This is a genomic window from Mesorhizobium sp. 10J20-29 (assembly GCF_054130485.1).
The window spans coordinates 2,438,677-2,462,741 of record NZ_CP199156.1; the positions used below are offsets into that span (position 1 = coordinate 2,438,677).

Genomic DNA, 24,065 nt, shown 5'->3' on the forward strand with positions numbered 1-24,065 from the left:
GAAACCGGATGTTTCGCGCAACCTTTCCGGTTCGGGGATCATGCCGCCGTTCCAGAGCGGCCCCGCCAATGGGAGACGTAGCCATGAAATCATTCCTGAAATCCTGCACCGCGATCGCGCTTGCAGTGAGCTTCACCGGCCAGGCCATGGCCCAAATCAAGGAGATCGGCGCCGGCGAGGGGCAGGTCAACATCGTCGCGTGGGCCGGCTATATCGAGCGCGGCGAAACCGACAAGGCTTTCGACTGGGTCACCAAGTTTGAGGAGGCCTCCGGCTGCAAGGCCAACGTCAAGACCGCCAACACGTCCGACGAGATGGTCGCGCTGATGAACGAGGGCGGCTTCGACCTCGTCACCGCATCGGGCGACGCCTCACTGCGCCTCATTGCCGGCAAGCGTGTCCAGCCGATCAACATCGACCTCATCAAGAGCTGGTCGACGGTCGACGACCGCCTCAAGGATGCTCCCTGGCACACGGTCGACGGCGTGCACTACGGCGTCCCCTACATGTGGGGCCCGAACGTGCTGATGTACAACACCGACACATTCAAGGAAGCGCCGACCAGCTGGAACGTCGTCTTCGAGGAAATGGATCTCCCCGACGGCAAGACCAACAAGGGCCGCGTGCAGGCCTATGACGGCCCGATCCACGTCGCCGATGCGGCACTCTACCTGATGACCCACAAGCCCGAGCTCGGCATCAAGAGCCCCTACGAGCTCAACGAGGATCAGTACAAGGCAGCCCTCGACCTGCTGCGCGTCCAGCGCACGCTGGTCGGCCGTTACTGGCACGACGCCTTCATCCAGATGGACGACTTCAAGAACGAAGGCGTCGTCGCCTCCGGCTCTTGGCCGTTCCAGGTCAACATCCTGAAGAGCGAGAAGCAGCCGATTGCATCGGTCTTCCCGGAAGAGGGCGTCACCGGCTGGGCCGACACCACCATGATGCATGTCGACAGCGCCAACCCGAACTGCGCCTACATGTGGATGGAGCATTCGCTGGCCTCCAACCTGCAGAGCGACCTGTCGGTCTGGTTCGGCGCCAACCCCTCGGTTCCCGCCGCCTGTACCGATGGCCGCGGCATGCAGACGGCCGAGGGCTGCACCACCAACGGCATGGACAATTTCGAGAAGGTCCATTTCTGGACCACGCCGACCTCGAAATGCGCCAGCCAGAATGACCAGTGCGTGCCCTATTACCGCTGGGTGTCGGACTACATCGGCGTCATCGGCGGCCGCTAGCATCCCGGCCTCCGCGCAGGAGGCCGTCACAGGCGACGGGCCGGAGACGCGCTTTTGCGTGCTCCGACCCGCGTCGGGCTGATCGGCACGACCGGTCGGCTGCCCTTGCAACATCGCTCCCTCCTCTCCCCCTCGGGGAGGGGCTGGCCGCGCAGCGGCCGGATAGGGAGACTGTGATTCCGGTGATCGGTACATGACCACAGCTGTCGCCTTCGAGAAGATCTCGCGTCATTTCGGCACCGTAAAGGCCGTTGACGCGGTCGATCTCGACATCCGTGAAGGCGAGTTCTTCGCCATGCTCGGGCCGTCCGGTTCGGGCAAGACGACCTGCCTGCGTCTGATCGCCGGTTTCGAGCGGCCGACCGCCGGCCGCCTGTCGATCTTCGGCGAACGCGCCGAGGACGTTCCGCCCTACCGCCGCAACGTCAACACGGTGTTCCAGGACTACGCGCTCTTTCCGCATCTCAACGTCACCGACAACGTCGCCTACGGGCTGATGGTCAAGGGCGTCGCAAAGGCGGAGCGCCGGCGCGCCGCGGATGAGGCGCTCGAACTCGTCAAGCTTCCCGGCTACGGCGCGCGCCGTCCCGGCCAGCTTTCCGGCGGCCAGCGCCAGCGCGTCGCGCTCGCCCGCGCCCTGGTCAATCGGCCGAAAGTGCTGCTGCTCGACGAACCGCTCGGCGCGCTCGACCTCAAGCTGCGCGAGAACATGCAGGAAGAGCTGAAGGCCCTGCAGAAGTCGCTCGGCATCACCTTCGTCTTCGTCACCCACGACCAGGGCGAGGCCCTGTCGATGGCCGACCGCATTGCCGTCTTCGACCATGGCAAGGTCATGCAGGTCGGCACGCCGGAAGAGATCTATAAGACGCCGAATTCGCGCTTTGTCGCCGACTTCGTCGGCTCGTCCAACGTGCTGCCCCCAGACTTCGTATTGCGTCATACCGGCGAGAAGCGTTGGGCGAGCCTGCGGCCTGAGGCCGTGCGCCTCGTCGAACAGGGTCCCGGAAGCATCGCGGCCACTGTCATCTCCAGCGCCTATCTCGGCGGCACGACCCGGCTTGGCCTCGACGTCGAGGGCCAGCGCATCAACGCCGTTCTGCCGGCCGGCGAACCCTTCCCCGCCGAGGGCAAGCCCGTCCACATCGGCTTTGCCCGCGACGACCTGCATCTGATGGACGAGGGCGGGCGATGAGCCTCGCACAAGCATCGGCCATCCTGCCGGAGCGTGGCGGGCTTCGCGGCAGCCTGTCGGATACGCTGTGGCGCAAGCCGACCGTGCTGCTGGTGCTGCTGCTGACGCCGCCGGTGCTGTGGCTCGGCATCGTCTATCTCGGCTCGCTCTTCGCGCTGCTTCTGCAGAGCTTCTTCTCGATCGACGAGTTTTCCGGCCTCATCAATCGCGAGTTCACCTTCAAGACCTATGGCGAACTGCTGCGGCCCTCCAACATCGACATCATCGTGCGGACGGTCTCGATGGCGGCCATGGTCACGCTCGCGGCCGCGGTCGTCGCTTTCCCCATCGCCTATTTCGCGGCCCGTTATGCGCGCGGCAAGTGGAAGGCGCTGTTCTACCTCGGCGTGATGCTGCCGCTGTGGTCCAGCTATCTGGTCAAGGTCTACGCGTGGAAGCTGATCCTCGCCAAGGAAGGCATCCTCACCTGGCTGTTCGCCAAACTGCATTTGACCTGGCTGATCGACGCCTGGCTATCGCTGCCCATCGTCGGCGGCAACTCGCTGTCGGTCTCCTTCACCGGCACCTTCATCGTCTTCCTCTATGTCTGGCTGCCCTTCATGATCCTGCCGGTGCAGGCTGCCCTCGAGCGCGTGCCGCAAAACCTCGTCGAGGCCTCGTCCGATCTCGGCGCAACGCCGGGCCAGACCTTTCGCAACGTGCTGTTCCCGCTGGCATTGCCCGGCATCGTCGCCGGCTCGATCTTCACCTTCTCGCTGACATTGGGCGACTACATCATCCCGCAGATCGTCGGCACCTCGCACCTCTTCATCGGCCAGGCGGTCTATGCGCACCAGGGCACGGCCGGCAACATTCCGCTCGCCGCCGCCTTCACCGTCGTGCCCATCGTCGTCATGGGCTTCTATCTCTGGGGCGCCAAGCGCATGGGAGCCTTCGATGCGCTCTGACCGCCAGTCCGCCCCGCTCGGCCTGAAGATCGCCGCCGCCGCCGGCCTCGCTTTCCTGCACCTGCCGCTGCTCTTGATCTTCGTCTACGCCTTCACCACCGAGGAGCGCAGCTACCAGTGGCCGCCGCCGGGCCTCACCCTGCAATGGTTCGCCGTCACCTGGAACCGGCCGGATGTCTGGCAGGCGCTGACCCTGTCGATCAAGGTCGCGGCCATCTCCACGGTCATCGCGATGATCCTCGGCACGCTCTGCGCCGCCGCCGTCAGTCGCACCAGGTTCTTCGGCCGCGAGACCATCTCGCTGCTGGTGATCCTGCCCATCGCGCTGCCCGGCATCATCACCGGCATCGCGCTGCGCTCGGCCTTCAACCTCGCCGACATTCCCTTCTCGACCTGGACCATCATCCTCGGTCACGCCACCTTCTGCGTGGTCGTCGTCTACAACAACGCCGTCGCCCGTTTCCGCCGCGTCTCCGGCTCGCTGGTCGAGGCCTCGATGGACCTCGGCGCCGATGGTTTCCAGACGTTCCGCCATGTCATCCTGCCCAACATCGGCACCGCATTGGTCGCTGGCGGCATGCTGGCCTTTGCGCTCTCTTTCGACGAGGTCATCGTCACAACCTTCACTGCCGGGCAGCAGCAGACCCTGCCGATCTGGATGCTCGAGGAACTGGTGCGCCCGCGCCAGCGCCCGGTCACCAATGTCGTGGCAATGGTCGTCGTGCTGGTGACGCTGCTGCCCATTCTTGCTGCCTACTATCTCACCCGCGACGGCGACCAGATCGCCGGTTCCGGTAAATAAGGAGGATCTTTCATGGACACCCAGATGCTGATCGGCTCGAAATTCGAGGCCGGAACCGAAGCTGGTGAAGCCGTGCTCAACCCGCGCACCGGCGCCAGCATCCTGGACCTGCCGGAAGCCTCCGAAAGCCAGATCGAGGCGGCCGTCTCGGCAGCCGAAAAAGCCTTCGTCACCTGGTCGCGCACGACGCCGGCACAACGCTCGGTCTACCTGCTCAAGATCGCCGAGCGCATCGAGGCCGAGGCGAAGGAATTCGCGGCACTGGAGGCGTTGAACTGCGGCAAGCCGGTGAACGCCGTCCTCAACGACGAAATCCCGGCCATCGTCGACTGCTACCGCTTCTTCGCCGGCGCCGTCCGCTCCATGCCGGGCGTCGTCGCCGGTGAATATCTCTCCGGCCACACCTCGATGATACGCCGCGACCCGATCGGCATCGTCGCCTCCATCGCGCCGTGGAACTACCCGCTGATGATGATGGCCTGGAAGCTCGCGCCGGCCATTGGCGGCGGCAACACCGTCGTGTTCAAGCCCTCCGAGCAGACCCCGCTGACGGCGCTGAAGCTGGCCAGGATCATGGCCGACATCCTGCCCGAGGGCGTCGTCAATGTCGTGCTCGGTCGCGGCATCACCGTCGGCAACGCGCTGATCAACCATCCCAAGGTCAACATGATCTCGATCACCGGCGATATCGCCACCGGCAAGAAGGTGCTGGAAGCGGCCGCCAGATCCGTCAAGCGCACGCATCTGGAACTCGGCGGCAAGGCCCCGGTCATCGTCTTCGACGACGCCGACATCGATGCCGTGGTCGCCGGCCTGCGCGCCTTTGGCTACTACAATGCCGGGCAGGACTGCACGGCGGCCTGCCGCGTCTATGCCGGCAAGAAGGTCTACGAGAAGCTCGTTGCCGACCTGTCGTCCGCGGTCTCCACCATCCACTACGACGACCCCGACGACACCGCCAACGAGATTGGCCCGCTGATCTCGAGGCGTCAGCGCGACCGCGTCGCCTCCTTCGTCGAGCGCGCCTCCGAGCTCAAGCACATCGACATCACTACCGGCGGCAAGGTCGGCGACGGCACCGGCTTCTACTACCAGCCGACCGTGGTCGCCGGCGCCTTGCAGGACGACGAGATCGTCCGCCGCGAAGTCTTCGGCCCGGTCGTCTCGGTCACCCGCTTTTCCGAGGTCGACGAGGCCGTCACCTGGGCCAATGACAGCGACTACGGCCTCGCCTCGTCGGTCTGGACCAAGGACATTTCGCGCGCCATGTCGACGGCGGCCCGCCTGCAATATGGCTGCACCTGGATCAACACGCATTTCATGCTGACCAACGAGATGCCGCATGGCGGCCTGAAGCAGTCCGGCTACGGCAAGGACATGTCGGTCTACGCGCTGGAGGACTACACGGCCGTCCGCCATGTGATGGTGGCGCACTGAAGGCCCCTTGCGGGAGAGGTCCGACTCTCTGATTTGCCGCTATGGCAAATCGACCTGGAAATCCGGGTGAGGGGTAGGCGGCGTCCGGCTCTGCCCCGTCTTCCCGAACACGTCGGCGAAGCGCTCCGGCCTGCATCCTGCGTCTCCGGTAGCAACAGCCGACACATCCTCCCCGCGGCCTGAGGCCACGCCGTACTGAATGTTAGGATATCAACAGTAGCTTCGTTCCGCGGTTTGATTCATCGGGGGAACGATTATGCAGACCATCAGCGACAGGGACGCCTTCAGCGTCGGCGGTTTTCCACTGCTCTTCGTCTGGCTGGTGACGATGGGCGTGGCGGCCCTGTTTTTGTGGCCGCTCATCATCCCGATTGCCGTCGTCGGTCTTCTCTTCGCCAGCGGCTTCACCATCATCCAGCCGAATGACGCCAAGGTTGTTACCTTCTTCGGCCGCTACGTCGGTACGCTCAAGAAGAGCGGCTTTCTCTACACCGTCCCGTTCTCGTCGAAGACCAGAATTCCGCTGAAGCTGGTCAACTTCGTCACAGACCATCTCAAGGTCAACGACCGCAACGGCAACCCGATCGAGATCGGCGCCGTCGTCGTGTGGCGCGTTACCGACGCCGCGCAGGCGAGTTTCAATGTCGACGAGTACAAGACCTTCGTGGGCAACCAGAGCGACAGCGCCATCCGGGCGCTGGCTGCGCACTACCCCTACGATTCCGAGACCGAGCAATCCTTGCGTGGCAATATCGACGAGGTCGCCGAGCAGTTGCAGACGACGCTGCAGGTCAAGCTCGCCGTCGCCGGCATCCATGTCGACGAGGCGCGGCTGACCCATCTCGCCTATGCGTCCGAGATTGCCGGCGCCATGCTGAAGCGCCAGCAGGCGGTCGCCATCTTCCAGGCGCGGCGCTACATGGTCGAAAACGCGCTCGCCATCATCGACGAGGTGATGCTGCATTTCGACAAGAGTTCCGGCGTCGCCGTTTCCGACGACAAGAAGGCCGATCTCATCAACAGCTTGCTAGTAGTGATGACCTCCGAAAAGGAATCGAGCCCCGTTCTCAACGTCGGGCGCTAGGCCTTACATCGACGAGGACAATTGGTGCGGCTTGCCTGACGGCCCGAAACCTGCAATCTGGTCGGACCAGATTTCGGGGAGGGGATCGTCATGAAAATCGGCTTCTGCATGTTCCTGTGGACGACCAGCGTCACGGCGAAGCACAAGAACCTGCTCAAGGATATCAAGGCCACCGGCTATGACGGCGTCGAGATCCCGATCTTCGAGGGCACGCCGGACGACTACAGGCGCCTCGGCGAGATGCTCGACAAGATCGGCCTCGAGCGCACATCCGTTTCGGCCATGGGCGATCCGTCGATGAACCTGATTTCGCCCGACGCCGCGACGCGCCGGAAGGGCATCGCCTACATGAAATGGGCCATCGACTGCGCCAACGCGCTAGGCGCCGACCGGTTGTCGGGCCCGCTTCATTCGACGCTCGGCGCCTTTTCCGGCGAGGGTCCGACGCGCGCCGAGAAGAAGCGCTCCGTCTCCTCGCAGCGTGCCATCGGCGACCATGCCGGCAAGCAGGGGGTGACCATCGGGCTTGAGGCGCTGAACCGCTTCGAGTGTTATCTGCTCAACACCATGGCCGACCTCGCCGAGCATCTCGACGAGATCGACCACCCCGCCATCAAGGGCATGTACGACACCTTCCACGCCAATATCGAGGAAGCCGACCCGATCACGGCTTATACGAAACACGTCAAGCACTTCGCCCATATCCACATCTCGGAGAATGACCGTGGCGTGCCGGGCCGCGGCAACATCCCGTGGAAGAAGACTTTTGCCGCCATCCGCCAGAGCGGCTACGATGACTGGCTGACCATCGAGGCCTTCGGCCGCGGCCTCAAGGACCTCGCCGCGGCGACAAAAGTCTGGCGCGACTTCGCCGAAAGCCCGGAAGCTGTCTACCGGGAAGGCTACAGCCACATCCGCGACCACTGGAAGAAGGCGCCGAAGGCGAGATAGCCGCGTTCGGCAAGCGCGCCCCGCATTGCGATCACATGTTGGCCACACTGGCCTGCATGCTTCAGGATCGGGACAGGACCGGACGAGAACGTCCGGCAGGGCAAGGGTGGCAAGATGCGAAACAGGACTGGAATCCTGCTGGCTGCGATCGCCTGTGGTGTGCTCGCATGTTTGGGCTCGACCGCGCAAGCGGGATTTGCCGTGCTCGACCCGGCCGGCGAGAAGCAAGAACAGGAGAGGCTCGCCGCTGAGCGGGCCGAGCGCGCCGCTGCGCTGAACAACGCCATCAGGCTGTACTACGACGCCGCGCGGGTCCATAGCCCCGGCCTCACCGAACCGCTGATAGACCACCGGAGGCTCCAGGGTCCCGGCGCGACTTGCACGCTGGGCCATGCGCCCCGCACGCACGCCATTCCGGCGCCCTGCTTCGCGGCGGTCCGGCGGATGAGGAAAGCTTCGACGAGGCGGAGCGCACGCAGGTCATGCTGAAGCTGCAGTCGCGCCGCTCCCGCATCGTCATCACCTCTGGCAACAACGAGCCGGTCCAGGACCTGGGCGGCCAGGGCCATTCCGTCTTTGCCCGCGCACTCATCACCGGCCTCGAGCAGATGGATCATGAGGCGTTTTCGGCGCGCGAGCTGTTCGACGATTTCATCATCCGCCAGGTGTCGGCCAATGCAGACCAGGAGCCGCAATACCGCCCGCTCGAAAAGGTCGGCCATGAAGGCGGGGACTTCGTCTTCGTTAAGGCGACGAAGGGGTAGCGCGCGGCTCCGAACCAATCCGGCCCCAGGCGCGTACCGGCCGCGAATCTGGGCCATTGCCCCGGCTTCGCCGAGCCAATAGTCATGGTCCGACCCAGGAGGTTCGGTTTGGCAGTTCAGAAACACGTTATTGTCGTCGGTGCCGGCATCATCGGCGCCTCGATCGCCTGGCACCTGGCTCGGGACGGCGCCCGTGTCACGGTAGTTTCCGCCGACCGCGGAGGCGGCGTCGCGACGCCCAATTCCTTTGCCTGGATCAACGCCAGCTGGGGCAACCCGAAACCCTATTTCGACCTGCGCACCCGCTCGATGGCTGAATGGACCAGGCTTGCGGCCGAGGTGCCCGGCATTCCGCTCCGCTGGTGCGGCTCGCTCTGCTACGACCTGCCGCCCGACCAACTGGAGGACTTCGCCCGCGAGCATGGCGGCTGGGGCTACGGCATCCGGCGCGTCGACGCCGCAGAGGCTGCCCGCATCGAGCCAGCACTTGCCCGTCCGCCAGAACAGGCACTGCATGTCGCCGGTGAGGGGGCTGCCGAACCGATCGCGACGACCCTTGCGCTGCTTGCTGACGCCGAGCGGCGCGGCGCCGTCTTGCGCATGACGACCCCGGTGCGCACCCTGACGCTCGGGAGCGGCCGCGTGGTCGGTGTGTTGACCGACGAGGGCAGGCTTGCCGCCGACGAGGTGGTCATCGCTGCCGGAACCGGCAGTTCCGAACTGCTTGCCGGCATTGGCGTTGCCCTGCCCGTTGAGACGCCGCCAGGCCTGCTCGTCCATTCGAAGCCGCACGCCCCCCTGCTTAACGGGCTGGTGATCGGCGAGGTCGCGCATGTCCGCCAGACTGCCGAGGGCCGCATCGTCGCGGGCTCGGATTTCGGCGGCGCCGAGCCGGGTGCCGATGCGGCCGCGACCGCCCAGGCGCTGTTCGCCGAGGTCAGGGCGATGCTGGCGGGCGCCGACCACCTGGCCCTCGACTTTCACACCGTCGGCTATCGGCCGACGCCGTCCGACGGGTTTCCGGTCATCGGTCGTCCTGCCGGGACGGGCGGCCTCTACGTATCGGTCATGCATTCCGGCGTCACGCTCACCCCGGCCGTCGGGCTCTTCGCCGCCGCGGAGATTCTTTCCGGCGAAAGAAGCGGCCTCCTGTCGCCTTACGGTCCGGACCGCCTTGGCTGATCCGGCTGGCCGCACGCTGGAGCGCGCCGAGCTTCCGCCTCGCCAGCTTCCTGGCGGCTTGGTTCGCCGCCCCGGATGCACTATCTGAGACCCTCACAAAGGTGGCAGGTTGAGATGACCATTACCAAGGAGGCCGTCCTCGAACGCCTCGCGACAGTCGATGCTCCGGACGGCAGCGGCGATATCGTATCGCTCGGCATGGTCTCGGAGATATTCATCGCCGATGGCAAGGTGTTCTTCTCGATCACCGTTCCGGCCGCCCGCGCGCAGGAAATGGAGCCGTTGCGCGCCGCTGCGGAGCGGGTCGTCAAGGCGATCCCGGGCGTTGCAGGGGCCATGGTGGCCCTGACCGCCGAGAAGAAGGGCGGCGGCATGGAAGCCGCGGTCCAGCCGCGGCCGGCCGCTTCTCCGGCTCCCGCCGCGCCGCGCCAATCAGCAGCCTCGTCGACTTCCGGCAAGCGCGGCGTCCCCGGCATCGGCGCCATCATCGCCGTTGCCTCGGGCAAGGGTGGCGTCGGCAAATCGACCACCGCCGTAAACATCGCGCTCGGCCTCGCGACTACCGGGCTCAAGGTCGGCATCCTCGATGCCGACATCTACGGCCCCTCCATGCCGCGCCTGCTGGGCATCCAGGGCCGGCCGCAGACAGTCGACGGCAAGGTCATGCGGCCGATGGAAAATTATGGCGTCAAGGTGATGTCCATGGGCTTCCTCGTCGACGCCGAGACGCCGATGATCTGGCGCGGCCCCATGGTCATGTCGGCGCTGGCGCAGATGCTGCGCGAGGTCGAATGGGGCGAGCTCGACGTGCTTGTCGTCGACATGCCGCCGGGCACCGGCGACGCACAACTGACCATGGCGCAGCAGGTGCCGCTCGCCGGCGCAGTCATCGTCTCGACGCCGCAGGATCTTGCGCTGATCGACGCCCGCAAGGGTCTCGCCATGTTCCGCAAGGTCGACGTTCCGCTGCTCGGCATCGTCGAGAACATGAGCTACTTCATCGCTCCCGACACCGGCAAGCGCTACGACATCTTCGGTCACGGCGGCGCGCGCCGCGAGGCCCAGCGGCTCGGCGTGCCGTTCCTCGGCGAGGTGCCGCTGCAGATGGAGATCCGCGAGACGTCCGATTCCGGCGCCCCTGTCGTGGTATCGAAGCCGGACGGTCCGGAAGCCAGGATCTATGTCGACATCGCCAGGAAGGTCTGGGAACGCGTCGAACAGGAACGCGGCGCCTCCGAAGCCTCGGCGCCGAGCATCGTCTTCGATTAGGTAAGCGTTGGCTTACGTGATGTCAGGGTTGGCAGCGCCACGCTAGGCGGCGCTGACCTTCTCGTTCAGCGTCGAGAAGAACTGGCCGGCAAGCTTCTTCGAGGTCGACTCCATCAGACGGCTGCCGAGCTGCGCCATCTTGCCGCCGACATCGGCCTTGGCGGTGTACTTGAGCAGCGTCACACCCGGGCTTTCCTCGACCAGCACCACGTCGGCGCCGCCCTTGGCGAAGCCCGCAATGCCGCCCTTGCCTTCGCCGGTAATTGTATAGGAGTGCGGCGGGTTGAGATTGCTCAGCGTCACCTCGCCGGCAAAGGTCGCCTTGATCGGCCCGACCTTCAGCACGACCTTGGCCGCCAGCTCGGTGTCGGACTTCTTCTCGAGGCTCTGGCACCCCGGAATGCACGTCTGCAGCGTGTCGGGATCGTTGAGGGCCGCCCAGACTTTTTCCACAGGCGCGTCGACGCGCTCTTCACCTTCGATCACCAACGCCATCTGTCTCTCCAGCATCCGTTTGGCCGAACCCGTAGCGCAGCGCTCTGCCCCTGTCTATCGCACCAAAGTGCAGCAATGTTCGCGTGAAAATTCCAAAAAGATGCTATTTGTCCGACAAAAGAGACAATTCGCGGACGCCCGCCGTCCGCGCCCCCTTGCTGCGGCAGTGTCCTTGTCATATCGATGCGGGGCAGCATTCCGGAGACCATCATGACAGGCCCGACCACCACGAAGAAATTCCGTTCGCAGGAATGGTTCAACAATCCCGACAATCCGGGCATGACGGCGCTCTATCTGGAGCGCTATCTCAATTTTGGGTTGACGCGCGAGGAACTGCAGTCCGGCAAGCCGCTCATCGGCATCGCCCAGACCGGCTCCGACCTGTCGCCCTGCAACCGCCACCATCTTGAGCTTGCCAAGCGCGTGCGCGCCGGCATCGAGGCGGCTGGCGGCGTGCCCTTCGAGTTTCCCTGCCACCCGATCCAGGAAACCGGCAAGCGCCCCACCGCAGCGCTCGACCGCAACCTAGCCTACCTCTCGCTCGTGGAGGTGCTCTACGGCTATCCGCTCGACGGCGTCGTCCTGACAATCGGCTGCGACAAGACCACCCCGGCGCTGCTCATGGCCGCTGCGACCGTCAACATTCCGGCGATCGCGCTGTCGGTCGGCCCGATGCTGAACGGCTGGCACAAGGGCAAGCGCACCGGTTCGGGCACCATCGTCTGGGAATCGCGCCAGCGCCTGTCGGCCGGCGAGATCGGCTATGATGAATTCATGGACATCGTTGCTTCCTCGGCGCCGTCCGTCGGCTACTGCAACACGATGGGCACGGCGACCACCATGAACTCGCTGGCAGAGGCCCTCGGCATGCAGCTTCCGGGATCGGCGGCAATTCCCGCGCCCTACCGCGAGCGCGGCCAGGTCGCTTACGAGACCGGAAAGCGCATCGTCGACATGGTCCACGAGGACCTGAAGCCTTCGCAGATCATGACACGCGAAGCCTTCGAGAACGCCATCGTCGTCAACTCGGCGATCGGCGGTTCCACCAACGCGCCGATCCACCTCAACGCCATCGCCCGTCACCTCGGCGTCAAGCTCGACAATGACGACTGGCAGAAGGTCGGCCACAAGATCCCGCTGCTCGTCAATCTGCAACCCTCCGGCGAATACCTCGGTGAGGACTACCACCATGCGGGCGGCGTTCCGGCCGTCGTCATGGAACTGATGAAGGGCGGCCTGCTGCCGCATCCCGGTGCCCTTACCGTCAATGGCAAGTCGATGGGCGAGAACTGCCAGAACGTCACCAACGAGAATCCCGACGTGATCTATTCCGCCGGCAAGCCGCTGATGGCGGACGCCGGCTTCATCAACCTGAAGGGTAATCTCTTCGACAGCGCCATCATGAAGATCAGCGGCGTGTCGCCCGAATTCCGCCAGCGCTACCTCTCCAACCCCAAGGATCCGGAGGCATTCGAGGGCAACGCCGTGGTCTTCGACGGTCCGGAGGACTACCACGCCCGCATCGACGATCCCGCAGAGGAAATCGACGAGCACAGCATCCTGTTCATGCGCGGCGCCGGTCCGGTCGGCTATCCTGGCGGTGCGGAAGTCGTCAACATGCAGCCGCCGGCCTACCTCATCAAGAAGGGCATTCACGCTCTCGCCTGCGTCGGCGACGGCCGCCAGTCGGGCACTTCGGGGTCGCCGTCGATCCTCAATGCCTCCCCTGAAGCCGCCATCGGCGGCGGGCTGGCGCTGGTCAGGACCGGCGACCGCGTCCGGATCGATCTGCGCAAGGGCACGGCCGACATCCTGGTCACCGATGACGAGATCACGCGTCGCCGCGCCGAACTGCAGAACAATGGCGGCTACAAGTACCCGGAACACCAGACCCCCTGGCAGGAGATCCAGCGCGGCATCGTCGACCAGTTTTCGGAAGGCATGGTGCTGAAGCCGGCAATCAAGTACCAGGACGTCGCCCACACCAGAGGCGTGCCGAGGGACAACCACTGACGCACGAGGCGGTCGGGCTTAGCTCAATCGGCAAGCCCGTCCGCACGTAGCCATGCCGGGCATGCAAAACGCTCTGGTTCTGCTCGCCACCCTCGCGGTGGCGGCACTTCTCGTCTATCCACGACTGGCCCGGGCGCCGACCTGGCGGGCGACCATCACGCCGCTTGCCTCGATCATCGGCAGCGGTTTCCTGGTTCTGGGGCCTATCCTCGATGCTTCCTACGGCATGTATGCGCCGCTGGTCATGGCGGCGCTATGCGCCGTCGCATGGGCATTCGGCAGCGCCATTCGCTTCAACATCGAAGTCATCGACCGCGAGGTAGACAAGCGGCCTGAACTGGAGGTCCGGGTCGAAACGCTTGCCTCCTGGGCTCTCGCCTTCGCCTACTTCATTTCGGTTGCCTACTACCTCAACCTGTTCGGTGCGTTCGGCGTCAGCCTGACGCCGGTCAATGACGATCAGCATGCCAAGATGCTCACCAGCGGGGTGCTGCTGCTGATCCTGGTGGTCGGCTGGACGCGCGGCTTCAAGGCGCTCGAGCGAATGGAGCAAGTGTCCGTCGGCATCAAGCTTGCCATTATCGGGGGCTTGCTGGTCGGGCTTGGCTGCATCTTCTTCCGGCAGGCCGGAGCGGGCGAACTGGTACTCGATCCACCGGCTCTGACGGGGTGGGCAGGCATTACCCTGGCCTTCGGGTTGATCGTCACCGTGCAGGGTTTCGAGACCTCGCGCTATCTCGGCGCCAGCTATTCAACCGGGATGCGCATAAGGTCGATGCTTTGGGCTCAGGGCATTTCGACGCTCATCTACATGATCTATATCGGCTTTCTGTCCTTCGCCCTGCCACCAAAGGCGCTCGCTCTGGATGAAACGGCGATCATCACGATGATGGAAATCGTGGCGCCAGTTCTTCCTGTCCTGCTGGTCGCGGCAGCCCTAAGCGCCCAGTTCAGCGCTGCGGTTGCCGACACCAGCGGGTCGGGCGGGCTGATCAGCGAGCTTACCCGGGGAACCGTGCCTGCCAGGATGGCCTATGCACTGCTCGTCGGTGTCGGGTTGCTGCTGACCTGGTCGCTCGATGTCTTTCAGATCATCAGCTTCGCATCGCGCGCCTTTGCGCTGTATTACGCGCTGCAGGCGTTGATCGCCGCCGCGGCCGCCTGGCGCAGCGCCGGCCATCGACGCCGGGCACCTGCCTATCTGGCACTGTCGCTGCTCGGAGTCCTGATCGCGGTCTTCGGCACTTCTGTCGAATAGAGGCGACGACTCGCCACCGGCGTGATGCCGGTCGCCCGTCACGCGGGCGCGCTCAATCTCGCCACCTCGACCTCCAGCGCTGCGATACGCTTGTCGCGTTCTGCCAGGGCCGCCGCGACGTCGGCCGCCTCGAAGCGCTGCGGGATATGTTGCGGGCAATTGGCGTCCCAGGCCGTCACGGTGAACAGAACCACCTGTTCGGGGCGGGCCCGGTAGTGCTCGGGCATCAGCCTGTCGATCAATTCCTCATCGCCCTCTACCACCCTGGCCGTGCCCCAGATCTTCACCCGCCGCCTGTTGGCGTAGTCGATGAGAAACAGATGCGCCTTGGCGTTTTCAGCAAGGTTTCCGGCGGTGATGTACTGCCGGTTTCCCGCGTAATCGACGAAGCCGATGGTCTGTTCGTCGATCACCCGCAGAAAGCCAGCCGGTCCGCCGCGATGCTGGATGTAGGGCTGTCCTTCTGCGTTCACCGTTGCCAGAAACACGCTGGTCTGTGCTTCGACGAATGCCTTGAGATCGTCGGGAATATGCGTAGCCCAGCCGCCCTTTTCCTCCATATGTGCATAGCCCTGGCGCGAACCCTTGCGCGCCTGGATTGCCTTCACGGATGGCGTGAATGCCACGTCGCTCGAATAGACGGAAGTCATTGCTCCCTCCTGCTTGCTAGAGGCCGAGCGCGCTCAGGCCCGGATGATCGTCGGGCCGGCGACCCTGCGGCCAGTGGAATTTGCGGTCGCTTTCCGTGATCGGCAGGTCGTTGATGCTTGCGATCCGCCGGCGCATCAGGCCGTGCGAGTCGAACTCCCAGTTCTCGTTGCCATAGGCGCGGTACCACTGACCGCTGGCGTCGTGCCATTCATAGGCGAAGCGCACGGCAATCCGGTTCTCATGGAAGGCCCAGACTTCCTTGACCAAGCGATAGTCGAGCTCGTTCGCCCATTTGCGCGTCAGGAACTCTTCGATTGCCTTGCGGCCGGTGAGAAACTCCGAGCGGTTGCGCCAGACGCTGTCCTCGGTATAGGCGAGCGCGACTTTAGCGGGATCGCGCGAATTCCAGGCGTCTTCTGCTCTGCGCGCCTTTCGGGCTGCGGTCTCGGCGGTGAACGGTGGCAAGGGAGGGCGGTCCATGGGTTGCTCCGACAGGTTGCTCGGGCGGCGTCACCGCGTGAACGGCAGCGCCGCCGACGAGATTGGTTCAGCGCCCCGGCCTCAAGCAGCGGCTCGGGCGTTGACGACAGGAAAATCGATGTCGGTTTCGGTGACGATGTTGAGGTAGTTCGTCCACACGTTGAGGGCGACATGCTGAACGATCTCGACGATCTGGGCATCGTCGTGTCCGGCTAGCCGCACAGCGCGCAGATCGTCCTCGCTGACGCGCCCGCGCTGCGACGTAACCTTCGCTGCAAAGCGGACCGCCGCATCCGCCTTCGGATCGTTCGAGCGGCCGGACCGATTGGCGGCTATCTCGGCGTCGTCAAGCTTGGCGAGATTCTTGCCGATATAGCTGTGCGCCGACAGGCAGTAGTCGCAGCCGTTGATCTCGGCCACGGCAAGGGCAATCCGCTCCCGCGTCGCGGCAGGCAGGCTTCCCTTCGACAGCGCGCCTGCAACGCCCAGATATCCCTCGAGTGCCGCTGGGCTCGTCGAAGCAAGGCGGAACAGGTTGGGCACGGTGCCGAACTGCTTTTTCACCGACTCGAGCAGCGGACGTGAGAGCTCCGGTGCGTCGGCGATCGTCGCGGGGATTGGAAGACGGGACATGCTGTTCTCCTTGGTTGTCATCGGCCTCGGGGCCACCCGCATCAACTAATCCCTTCCAAAATCATCAACCATCCCTCAATATCGGCAAGTTCCCTTCCGAAAAATGGGAGTTTATATGGATCGCCTGGATGCAATGTCGGTGCTGCTGGTCGTCGTCGATGCCGGCAGCCTGTCCGCTGCCTCACGACAGGTCGGCGCGCCGCTGTCGACGGTGAGCCGAAAGATCTCCGATCTGGAGGCGCTGCTCGGGACACGCCTGTTCATCCGCTCGAGCCGCAAGATCCTGCTGACCGAGGCGGGACAGTCCTACGTTGCCGCCTGTAAGAGAATACTGGCCGATGTCGAGGAGGCCGAGCGCGCCGCGTCAGGGGAATACAGCGCGCCGCGGGGGGACCTTGTCGTTACCGCGCCCGTCGTCTTCGGCCGCCTTCACGTCCTGCCGCTGGTGAACGAATTCCTGGCCACCTATCCCGAGATCGACATCAGGCTGGTGCTGGCGGACCGGGTGGTGCACCTCGTTGACGACCATGTCGATGTCGCCTTGCGGATCGGTGCCCTGCCGGACAGCAGCCTCGTGGCGATCAGGCTTGGCGATATCCGCCGCGTTGTCTGCGGCAGTCCCGCCTATTTCGAGGAACACGGCGTTCCCGGGACGCCTCAAGCCTTGTCATCCCACGCCTGCATCACCTTCGACGGACTGTCCTCGCCGGCGAACTGGACGTTCGGCTCGGGCAGGGCGCAAGAGACGGTGGCGGTTCACTCCCGGCTCGTGGTCAACACGGCGGAAGCGGCGATCGATGCGGCTGCTGCCGGTCTCGGCGTGACGCGCGTGCTTTCCTACCAGGTGGCGGCAGCCAGGCGCGCCGGGCAGTTGGAGATCGTGCTGGCAGATTTCGAGCCCGAGCCCTGGCAGGTCAGCCTCGTCCATGCAGGGCAGGGGCCCTTGCCGATCAAGCTCAGGGCCTTTCTCGATTTCGCCGCACCCCGTCTGCGGGCAGACCTCGCCCGGGCAGGCATGTAGTTTGACGCAAGTCGCGGGTCAGTGGCCCATGCCGCCGCGCGGCAGCTTGATCAGGTCGCCGAAGCGCAGCCGCAGCCTGTCGTCCATTGCTTTCGGCACATGGCTGGGAAACCGTTCGACGAGAATGCGCTTCTTCTCGGTGATGGCGCGGCCCAATATGTCGGGCTTACCCTTCTCGTTCCATTCCTTGGGCGAGAAGCGGTCGCCGATCGCCGGGTAGAAATACTCGGTCTGCATCAGCCTCAGCGTCTGCTCGTTGCCGAGATAGTGGCCGGGCCCCTGCATGCAGACTTCCGCGATCGTGTCGATCGACAGCGCCGCGTCCGTCACCTCGATGCCGCGCACGCAGCGCTGGCAATGGCCGAGCATGTCATTGTCGATGATGAGGCTTTCCAGGCAAAAGCCGAGCAGCGAGGCGTGCATGCCAGCCGATTCATAGACGAGGTTGAGCCCCGAAAGTCCGGCCATCACATTGGTGATGCCCTTTTCGTAGCCGGACTGGATGTCGGGCAGCTTGGAATCGGCCATGCCGGCGGCCGAGCCGCCCGGCAGGTCGTAGAACTGCGCCATCTGGGCACATGCCGCGGTCAGCAGCGCCTGCTCGGCCGAACCGCCCGACATCGCGCCGGTGCGCAGGTCAGAAACGAAGGGCCAGGTGCCGAAGATGCAGGGGTGCCCCGGCGCGATGGCATTGACGTAGACAAGGCCGGCGAGCACTTCGGCCACCGCCTGCACCACCGCACCCGCAATCGCCGCCGGCGCCGTCGCGCCGGCCTGGCCGGCCGACAGGAGCAGGATTGGAATGCCGCCCTCGACGCAGGCCTCGAGCACGCCGCAGGCGTCCTCTGCGAATTTCATCGGCGGCACGACGAAACAGTTCGAATTAGACACGAAGGGCCGGGCGCGGAAATTCTCTTCGCCGCCGGCAATCGCATAGAGCAGTTCCAGCGCCGGGGCGACGTTCTCGCGCACGGTGAAGCTGGTCCCGACATGCTTCGACGTGCCCATGACGCAGGCATAGAGCGTGTTGAAGTCCATCTCGGCGGGATCGGGGATATCGCGCGGCACCATCGGCCGCTGGAAGAAGTGGATGTTGTCGAGCCCGTCGACGATGCGTGCCGCGTCGTAGATGTCCTGCAGCGTCGATTCCCGGTACTCGCGGTTCTCGACATCGACCAGGTGCACGGCGGCGCCCGCCGTGCCGTAATGCACGCGCTTGCCCTGGATCAGCATGTCGTGCTTCGGGTCCTGCCCGTGCAGCGTGAAGTTGCGGGCCGCGTTCTTGATCGTTTCAAGCACGAGGGCACGCGGAAACCGGATGCGGCCGTCCGCGTCGTGGCTGGCGCCGACCCGCGTCAGCGCCTCAATGCAGCTTGGAATGGCATTGGCGAAGCCGACAGTCTCAAGCAGCGTCAGCACCGCTTCGTGCACGCGCTCGAGATCGTTATCGGCAAGTGCCTTGTAGGTTCCGCCTTCGAGACCGGCGCGGATCGGGCGGATGTCGTCGGCCAGCGGTGCCGCGCGCATCGCGCGCCGTGCCTCTCGACCGCCGGACCGGCGTGTCGTCTTTTCGGGTGCGCCGTCCTGCTGCTCCAACACAACCGTCATGCGACCCTCCTGCCGTGGCGAAGGCTGGTTCCGATTGGTCCAGGCTGGACCGGCATCGACCCGCTCTTGCGCCGACTATGCGCGAGCCATTGGCCGCAAATAGGGCCACGGTCTGCCGCGGGGTGGGCCAGAAATCCGGGTGGTGCCGGCGGCTATGCCGCCGCCGGCCGGCGCCCCGCTGCAGTGGCGAGTTCGCGAATCCCCGGTTCGATGTGCTGGAGCGCGATCGAGGAGATGCCGAGCCGCATGAAGCGCGAGGGCTGGCTGGCGCTGTCGAAGAAACGGTCGCCCGGTTCGATGATGACGCTGCGCGCCGCCGCCGCCTCGGCCAGGCCGCGGGCATTGATGCCGCGCGGACCCTCGAGCCAGAGCGATGCGCCGCCTGCCGAATCCGTCGAGCGCCATTCGGGCAGGAAGGCGGTGATTGCCTGCACCAGCCGCTTGCGGCGTTCGTCGAAGGCCGAGGAAAGCCGCCTGACCAGCGCTTCGTGGTGGCCGAGCGACAGGAACAGCGCCACCGCCCGCTGGTTGTTTGCCGGCGGATGGCGCAGCATGAAGCGGCGCAGCGCCCTCAGTTCCGCGATCAGTCCGGCGTCGGCGACGATGTAGCCAAGCCGCAGTCCCGGTGCCAGCGTCTTCGACATCGAGCCGACATAGATGACCCGGCCCGAGCGATCGAGGCTCTTCAGCGCCTGCTGCGGCGCCTCGTCGATCAGCTGGCTGTCATAGCCATCCTCGATGATGATCTGGTTGTTGCGGCTGGCGCGCGCCAGAAGGTCGGCGCGCCGCTCCGTGCTCAGCGGCACCATCGTCGGGCAATGGTGACTGGGCGTCACGAACACGAAGCCGGCATCGTTGGGAATCTCATTGGTAACAATGCCTTGGCTGTCGACCGGCGTGGCGTGGATGTCGGCGCCGGCAAGCCGGAAGATCGACCGCGCATCCGGATAGCCGGGGTCCTCCATGGCGACCTTGGAGCCCTTGGTCATCAGCAGGTGGGCCAGCATGTAGAGCGCGTTCTGCGCGCCGAGTGTGACGATGATCTCGTCCGGATTGGCGAAGATGCCGCGCCGCGGCAGCAGGCGCGCCTGGATCTGCTCGATCAGCAGCGGATCGTCGCGGTCCACCATGTCGGCCGCCCAGTTGCGGATTTCCAGCACCGCCAGCGCCATGCGGTTGCACTCGCGCCACTCGGCGGTCGGGAACAGCGCCGGATCGAACTGGCCGTAGACGAAGGGATAGGAAGACTTGATCCAGTTCTGGTGATTGGACGGTCCCGGCATGTCGCTCGCCGCGATCTGGCGGCGCGCCTTCCAGTCGATCTCGTTGACGTTGTCGGCCTTCTGGTGCGGCTTGGCCGGCGTTGCCAGCACTTCCGGATTGACGAAGTGGCCGCGCCGTTCGCGTGCTACCAGGAAGCCCTGGTCCACCAATTGCTGGAAGGCCAGCACCACCGTGCCGCGCGCAACGCCGAGTTTTTCCGCCAGGATGCGGCAGGAGGGCAGCGGCATCGAGGCGGCTATCTGCCGGTCGAGAATCGCGGCGACGATCGCCTGCCGGATCTGCGCCTGCAGGGTCTGGCCCGATTCCGCGGAGATGTGGAAAAGGCCTGACCAGATGGCGGCGTCGTTTCGCTGTGGCATGATGCGCTCCTCCCGTCGTCCGGTGTGGATTTCTGGACCATCGATTTGTAGCGCTGGTCCAAATCGTTAAGCCAATGAATTTTTCTTATTGTTATGATCTACACCAATGATGCTTGCCATCTGGTCCAAGCTGGTGGTGACCTACTGCGCTGCAGAATTTCGCGCCAAGGCCCGGACATGTAATCTTCGCGTTGGCGCCAATCTCCATTAAGGTGCGCCGGAATCCGTCGATCATGGAGTCCGTCAGTGACAGTTTCTACGACCTCGGCGCAGCTTGCGGCGCTGCGCGATCACCATGCGCGTGCGCCAAAGGACATGCGCGCAGCCTTCGCAGCCGATCCAACGAGGTTCGAGCGGTTCTCGGCCGAGGATGACGGCCTGCTGTTCGACTGGTCGAAATGCGCCGTCGACGAGGAAACGATGCGCCTGCTGTCCGACCTGGCGCTCGCCGCCGGCGTGCCGCAGCGCCGCGACGCCATGTTCTCTGGTGAGAAGATCAACATTACCGAGGGCAGGGCGGTTCTCCATACAGCGCTTCGCGCACCGCGCGGCGCAGAGCTGCTGCTCGACGGCGAGGACGTCATCGCCGATGTCCATGCCGTGCTCGACGCCATGGCCGCCTTTTCCGACGCCGTGCGGTCCGGCAAGGCGGCCGGCGCGACCGGCAGGAAGATCACCGACATCGTCAACATCGGCATTGGCGGCTCCGATCTCGGCCCGGCCATGGCGACGCTGGCGCTGGCCCCCTGGCACGACGGCCCGCGCGCCCACTACGTCTCCAATGTTGACGGCGCGCATATCCACGACACGCTGAAGGGGCTCGACCCTGAGACTACGCTCTTCATCATTGCCTCCAAGACCTTCACCACCGTCGAGACCATGACCAACGCTGAAACGGCGCAGAAATGGATCGAGGCCGCGCTCGGCAAGGCCGCCACGGCAAAGCACTTCGCCGCAGTCTCCACCGCGCTCGACAAGGTCTCGAAATTCGGCATCGCGCCGGACCGCGTCTTCGGTTTCTGGGACTGGGTCGGCGGCCGCTATTCGCTGTGGGGCGCCATCGGCCTGCCGATCATGCTCGCTGTCGGCGCGGAGAACTTCCGTGCCTTCCTCGCCGGCGCGCATGCCATGGACGAGCATTTCCGCAGCGCGCCGCTGGACGGCAACATCCCCGTGTTGCTCGGTCTGGTCGGCTACTGGCACCGGGTCGTCTGCGGCTATCCGGCGCGCGCGGTCATCCCTTACGATCAGCGCCTGTCGCGTTTCCCCGCCTATCTCCAGCAACTCGACATGGAATCGAACGGCAAGCGCGTCACGCTCGACGGTGCAGCCGCGGCCACCCCGACCGGCCCGCTTGTCTGGGGCGAGCCCGGCACCAATGGCCAGCACGCCTTCTTCCAGCTCCTCCACCAGGGAACCGACATCATCCCGGTCGAGTTTCTCGCCGCCGCCGTCGGCCACGAGCCGGAGCTGCGCCATCATCACGACCTGCTGCTTGCCAACGTGCTTGCCCAGTCCGCCGCGCTGATGAAGGGCCGCACGCTCGAGGAGGCGCGCGCCCAGATGCTCGCAAAGGGCATCGCCGCAGCCGAGGTCGAGAAGATCACGCCGCACCGCGTCTTCACCGGCAACCGCCCGTCCGTCACCCTCATCTACAGGACGCTCGATCCCTATACGTTCGGCAGGCTGATCGCGCTCTACGAGCATCGCGTCTTCGTCGAGGGCGTGCTGTTCGGCATAAACTCCTTCGACCAGTGGGGCGTGGAACTCGGCAAGGAACTTGCGACCGGCCTGTTGCCCGTCGTCGAGGGCAAGGAGGATGCAGCCGCGAGTGACGCCTCGACAGCCGGCCTCGTGCGCCATATCCATGGGCTGCGCGGGGAGTAGCCGATTTGCCTGACATCAAGGGAATCCTGTTCGACAAGGACGGGACGCTGGTCGATTTCCAGAAGACCTGGTACGCCATTGGCGACCTGATGGCGTTGCGCGCGGCCGATGGCGACCGTGCGCGCGCCGATGATCTGATGACTGCCGCCGGCTATGATTTCGAGCGCCACTGCTTTCGCGCCGACTCGGTGTTTGCCGCCGGCACCAATGCGGACATCGTCGCCCTCTGGTATCCCGATGCCGACCCGGTCGCCCGTCACGGCATGACCGGCATCTTCGATGCGGTCACCGCGGAGGAAGGTGCTGCCCAGTCGGTCGCCCTGCCGGGTACTCACGAGACCATCGCCAGGCTTCACCGCTCCGGCTTCCGGCTCGGCGTCGCCACCAACGATTCCACCGCCGGCGCCGAAAAGACGCTGCTCGCACTCGGCATCGCGCAGATGTTCGATGCCGCCTATGGCTATGACGCCGTGGCCAATCCGAAGCCGGCGCCCGATGCCATCCACGCCTTCTGCGACCTGACCGGCCTGAAACCGTCGGAGATCGCCATGGTTGGCGACAACCGCCACGACCTCGAAATGGCGCGCGCCGGCGGCACCGGGCTTGCCATCGGTGTCCTGTCGGGGACGGGCACGCGCGAGACGCTGCAGCCCCTGGCCGACGTCATCCTGGGATCGATCGCCGAACTTCCGGACTATCTCGGCACGAGCTGACGAAGGCGGCGACAAGGAGGGGTGTCATGAGACTGCAGGGGAAGCGTGCGATCGTGACAGGCGGCTCGCAGGGCATTGGACTGTCGATTGCGGAGGCGTTCGTTCGCGAGGGGGCCGATGTCTGCCTGATTGGCCGCGATGCTGGGAAGCTGGAGACGGCGCGCCAGCAGCTTGGTGCCGGATTCGTCGAGACGATATCTGCAGATCTCGCGACGCAGGCGGGCATCGACAAGGCAAGCGCGGGCATTTCCGGTTCTGGCCGGCCTGTCGACATTCTGGTCAACAATGCCGGCGTCGCCTTCCTGGTGCCGTTCGACGCGGTCACGCAGGAACAGTTCCACCAGTCCCTTTCCCTCAACGTCACGGCGATGTTCTTCCTGACCCAGCGGCTGCTTCCCGCTTTCGCTCCCGCAGGCGCTTCCGTGATCAACCTGTCCTCCTACTTCGCGGGCAAGATGATCCCGAAGCGGCCGTCGAGCCTCTATTCGCTGTCCAAGGGGGCGGTGAGCTCGCTGACCAAGTCGCTGGCCTTCGAACTCGGACCGCGCGGCATCCGCGTCAACGCCATCGCGCCCGGAACCGTCGATACGCCGATGCGCCGCAAGTCCGTCGACAACCTCCCGGAATCGGCCAAGGCCGAACTGCAGGCCTATGTCGAGCGCAGCTACCCGCTCGGCCGCATCGGCCGGCCTGACGACCTGGCGGGCATTGCCGTCTATCTGGCGAGCGACGAGGCTGCCTGGACGAGCGGCGGCATATTCCCGGTCGACGGCGGCTACACCGCAGGCTGACGC

General features: G+C 65.1%; 22 protein-coding genes. 16 read left to right on the top strand and 6 right to left on the bottom strand.

Annotated features, from left to right (window positions below; genetic code table 11):
- The first annotated feature begins 83 nt into the window (after positions 1–83).
- From ACT2BZ_RS11715 to ACT2BZ_RS11760, 10 genes are all read left to right on the top strand, one after another.
- Complete coding sequence (locus ACT2BZ_RS11715) at positions 84–1,241, top strand: ABC transporter substrate-binding protein (protein ID WP_457941144.1); 1,158 nt, start codon at positions 84–86, stop codon at positions 1,239–1,241.
- Between the two features lie 193 nt (positions 1,242–1,434).
- Complete coding sequence (locus ACT2BZ_RS11720) at positions 1,435–2,433, top strand: ABC transporter ATP-binding protein (protein WP_457941145.1); 999 nt, start codon at positions 1,435–1,437, stop codon at positions 2,431–2,433.
- Positions 2,430–3,380: an ABC transporter permease gene (locus tag ACT2BZ_RS11725; RefSeq protein WP_457941146.1), complete on the top strand. Its 951-nt coding sequence runs from the start codon at positions 2,430–2,432 to the stop codon at positions 3,378–3,380. The genes ACT2BZ_RS11720 and ACT2BZ_RS11725 overlap by 4 nt, the downstream gene beginning before the upstream one ends.
- Positions 3,370–4,182 carry an ABC transporter permease gene (locus ACT2BZ_RS11730; RefSeq protein ID WP_457941147.1) on the top strand — a complete coding sequence of 271 codons (813 nt, stop codon included), beginning with the start codon at positions 3,370–3,372 and terminating at the stop codon, positions 4,180–4,182. Before ACT2BZ_RS11725 ends, ACT2BZ_RS11730 begins: the two co-directional genes overlap by 11 nt.
- 12 nt (positions 4,183–4,194) lie before the next feature.
- On the top strand, positions 4,195–5,619 hold the full coding sequence (locus ACT2BZ_RS11735; RefSeq protein ID WP_457941148.1) for a gamma-aminobutyraldehyde dehydrogenase: 1,425 nt from the start codon (positions 4,195–4,197) through the stop codon (positions 5,617–5,619).
- A gap of 256 nt (positions 5,620–5,875) precedes the next feature.
- A complete protein-coding gene (locus ACT2BZ_RS11740) occupies positions 5,876–6,703 on the top strand; it encodes an SPFH domain-containing protein (RefSeq protein WP_457941149.1) in 828 nt (275 codons plus the stop codon).
- A gap of 90 nt (positions 6,704–6,793) precedes the next feature.
- A complete protein-coding gene (locus tag ACT2BZ_RS11745; RefSeq protein ID WP_457941150.1) occupies positions 6,794–7,654 on the top strand; it encodes a sugar phosphate isomerase/epimerase family protein in 861 nt (286 codons plus the stop codon).
- A gap of 377 nt (positions 7,655–8,031) precedes the next feature.
- Positions 8,032–8,418, top strand: a complete 387-nt coding sequence (locus ACT2BZ_RS11750) for a hypothetical protein (protein WP_457941151.1) — start codon at positions 8,032–8,034, stop codon at positions 8,416–8,418.
- Between the two features lie 108 nt (positions 8,419–8,526).
- A complete protein-coding gene (locus tag ACT2BZ_RS11755) occupies positions 8,527–9,600 on the top strand; it encodes an NAD(P)/FAD-dependent oxidoreductase (protein WP_457941152.1) in 1,074 nt (357 codons plus the stop codon).
- Between the two features lie 114 nt (positions 9,601–9,714).
- Entirely contained in the window at positions 9,715–10,869 is a 1,155-nt protein-coding gene (locus ACT2BZ_RS11760) for an Mrp/NBP35 family ATP-binding protein (protein ID WP_457941153.1), read from the top strand.
- Positions 10,870–10,911: 42 nt separating this feature from the next.
- Here ACT2BZ_RS11760 and ACT2BZ_RS11765 read toward each other — a convergent pair whose 3' ends face one another.
- The gene (locus ACT2BZ_RS11765) at positions 10,912–11,364 is read right to left on the bottom strand and encodes an SRPBCC family protein (protein ID WP_457941154.1); all 453 of its coding nucleotides are present in this window, start codon (positions 11,362–11,364) and stop codon (positions 10,912–10,914) included.
- A gap of 210 nt (positions 11,365–11,574) precedes the next feature.
- Here ACT2BZ_RS11765 and ACT2BZ_RS11770 point away from each other — a divergent pair, with 210 nt between their 5' ends.
- Together ACT2BZ_RS11770 and ACT2BZ_RS11775 are read left to right on the top strand one after the other, a co-directional pair.
- Entirely contained in the window at positions 11,575–13,377 is a 1,803-nt protein-coding gene (locus ACT2BZ_RS11770; protein WP_457941155.1) for an IlvD/Edd family dehydratase, read from the top strand.
- A gap of 52 nt (positions 13,378–13,429) precedes the next feature.
- Positions 13,430–14,635 (top strand): hypothetical protein, encoded by a 1,206-nt coding sequence (locus ACT2BZ_RS11775; protein WP_457941156.1) that lies wholly within the window; start codon positions 13,430–13,432, stop codon positions 14,633–14,635.
- A gap of 38 nt (positions 14,636–14,673) precedes the next feature.
- On the opposite strand, the gene ACT2BZ_RS11780 is transcribed toward ACT2BZ_RS11775, so the two are convergent.
- The 3 genes from ACT2BZ_RS11780 to ACT2BZ_RS11790 all read right to left on the bottom strand — a co-directional run bounded on the left by ACT2BZ_RS11780 (position 14,674) and on the right by ACT2BZ_RS11790 (position 16,399).
- A complete protein-coding gene (locus ACT2BZ_RS11780) occupies positions 14,674–15,285 on the bottom strand; it encodes a pyridoxamine 5'-phosphate oxidase family protein (RefSeq protein WP_457941157.1) in 612 nt (203 codons plus the stop codon).
- 16 nt (positions 15,286–15,301) lie between these two features.
- Positions 15,302–15,766: a nuclear transport factor 2 family protein gene (locus tag ACT2BZ_RS11785; RefSeq protein WP_457941158.1), complete on the bottom strand. Its 465-nt coding sequence runs from the start codon at positions 15,764–15,766 to the stop codon at positions 15,302–15,304.
- 81 nt (positions 15,767–15,847) lie between these two features.
- Entirely contained in the window at positions 15,848–16,399 is a 552-nt protein-coding gene (locus ACT2BZ_RS11790; RefSeq protein WP_457941159.1) for a carboxymuconolactone decarboxylase family protein, read from the bottom strand.
- Positions 16,400–16,514: 115 nt separating this feature from the next.
- Here ACT2BZ_RS11790 and ACT2BZ_RS11795 point away from each other — a divergent pair, with 115 nt between their 5' ends.
- Positions 16,515–17,420, top strand: a complete 906-nt coding sequence (locus ACT2BZ_RS11795; protein WP_457941160.1) for a LysR family transcriptional regulator — start codon at positions 16,515–16,517, stop codon at positions 17,418–17,420.
- A gap of 18 nt (positions 17,421–17,438) precedes the next feature.
- On the opposite strand, the gene ACT2BZ_RS11800 is transcribed toward ACT2BZ_RS11795, so the two are convergent.
- Positions 17,439–19,028, bottom strand: a complete 1,590-nt coding sequence (locus ACT2BZ_RS11800; RefSeq protein ID WP_457941161.1) for a trimethylamine methyltransferase family protein — start codon at positions 19,026–19,028, stop codon at positions 17,439–17,441.
- Positions 19,029–19,180: 152 nt separating this feature from the next.
- The gene (gene pdxR / locus ACT2BZ_RS11805) at positions 19,181–20,671 is read right to left on the bottom strand and encodes a MocR-like pyridoxine biosynthesis transcription factor PdxR (protein WP_457941162.1); all 1,491 of its coding nucleotides are present in this window, start codon (positions 20,669–20,671) and stop codon (positions 19,181–19,183) included.
- 246 nt (positions 20,672–20,917) lie between these two features.
- Between pdxR and pgi the strand changes: the two genes are divergently transcribed.
- The 3 genes from pgi to ACT2BZ_RS11820 are packed head-to-tail and all read left to right on the top strand — an operon-like array spanning position 20,918 to position 24,062.
- Positions 20,918–22,558, top strand: a complete 1,641-nt coding sequence (gene pgi, locus ACT2BZ_RS11810) for a glucose-6-phosphate isomerase (RefSeq protein ID WP_457941163.1) — start codon at positions 20,918–20,920, stop codon at positions 22,556–22,558.
- A gap of 5 nt (positions 22,559–22,563) precedes the next feature.
- On the top strand, positions 22,564–23,271 hold the full coding sequence (locus tag ACT2BZ_RS11815) for an HAD family hydrolase (protein ID WP_457941164.1): 708 nt from the start codon (positions 22,564–22,566) through the stop codon (positions 23,269–23,271).
- Between the two features lie 26 nt (positions 23,272–23,297).
- Positions 23,298–24,062 (top strand): SDR family NAD(P)-dependent oxidoreductase, encoded by a 765-nt coding sequence (locus tag ACT2BZ_RS11820; RefSeq protein WP_457941165.1) that lies wholly within the window; start codon positions 23,298–23,300, stop codon positions 24,060–24,062.
- Positions 24,063–24,065 lie beyond the last annotated feature (3 nt).

Bases quoted from the DNA above. Each gene is read 5' to 3' on its own strand.
- ACT2BZ_RS11735 (WP_457941148.1), top strand. From the start codon at position 4,195: ATGGACACCCAGATGCTGATCGGCTCGAAATTCGAGGCCGGAACCGAA.
- ACT2BZ_RS11720 (WP_457941145.1), top strand. From the start codon at position 1,435: ATGACCACAGCTGTCGCCTTCGAGAAGATCTCGCGTCATTTCGGCACC.
- ACT2BZ_RS11740 (WP_457941149.1), top strand. From the start codon at position 5,876: ATGCAGACCATCAGCGACAGGGACGCCTTCAGCGTCGGCGGTTTTCCA.
- ACT2BZ_RS11780 (WP_457941157.1), bottom strand. From the start codon at position 15,285: ATGACTTCCGTCTATTCGAGCGACGTGGCATTCACGCCATCCGTGAAG.
- ACT2BZ_RS11790 (WP_457941159.1), bottom strand. From the start codon at position 16,399: ATGTCCCGTCTTCCAATCCCCGCGACGATCGCCGACGCACCGGAGCTC.
- ACT2BZ_RS11785 (WP_457941158.1), bottom strand. From the start codon at position 15,766: ATGGACCGCCCTCCCTTGCCACCGTTCACCGCCGAGACCGCAGCCCGA.
- ACT2BZ_RS11820 (WP_457941165.1), top strand. From the start codon at position 23,298: ATGAGACTGCAGGGGAAGCGTGCGATCGTGACAGGCGGCTCGCAGGGC.
- ACT2BZ_RS11795 (WP_457941160.1), top strand. From the start codon at position 16,515: ATGGATCGCCTGGATGCAATGTCGGTGCTGCTGGTCGTCGTCGATGCC.
- pdxR (WP_457941162.1), bottom strand. From the start codon at position 20,671: ATGCCACAGCGAAACGACGCCGCCATCTGGTCAGGCCTTTTCCACATC.
- ACT2BZ_RS11760 (WP_457941153.1), top strand. From the start codon at position 9,715: ATGACCATTACCAAGGAGGCCGTCCTCGAACGCCTCGCGACAGTCGAT.
- ACT2BZ_RS11775 (WP_457941156.1), top strand. From the start codon at position 13,430: ATGCCGGGCATGCAAAACGCTCTGGTTCTGCTCGCCACCCTCGCGGTG.
- ACT2BZ_RS11800 (WP_457941161.1), bottom strand. From the start codon at position 19,028: ATGACGGTTGTGTTGGAGCAGCAGGACGGCGCACCCGAAAAGACGACA.
- ACT2BZ_RS11765 (WP_457941154.1), bottom strand. From the start codon at position 11,364: ATGGCGTTGGTGATCGAAGGTGAAGAGCGCGTCGACGCGCCTGTGGAA.
- ACT2BZ_RS11730 (WP_457941147.1), top strand. From the start codon at position 3,370: ATGCGCTCTGACCGCCAGTCCGCCCCGCTCGGCCTGAAGATCGCCGCC.
- ACT2BZ_RS11715 (WP_457941144.1), top strand. From the start codon at position 84: ATGAAATCATTCCTGAAATCCTGCACCGCGATCGCGCTTGCAGTGAGC.
- ACT2BZ_RS11725 (WP_457941146.1), top strand. From the start codon at position 2,430: ATGAGCCTCGCACAAGCATCGGCCATCCTGCCGGAGCGTGGCGGGCTT.
- ACT2BZ_RS11770 (WP_457941155.1), top strand. From the start codon at position 11,575: ATGACAGGCCCGACCACCACGAAGAAATTCCGTTCGCAGGAATGGTTC.
- ACT2BZ_RS11745 (WP_457941150.1), top strand. From the start codon at position 6,794: ATGAAAATCGGCTTCTGCATGTTCCTGTGGACGACCAGCGTCACGGCG.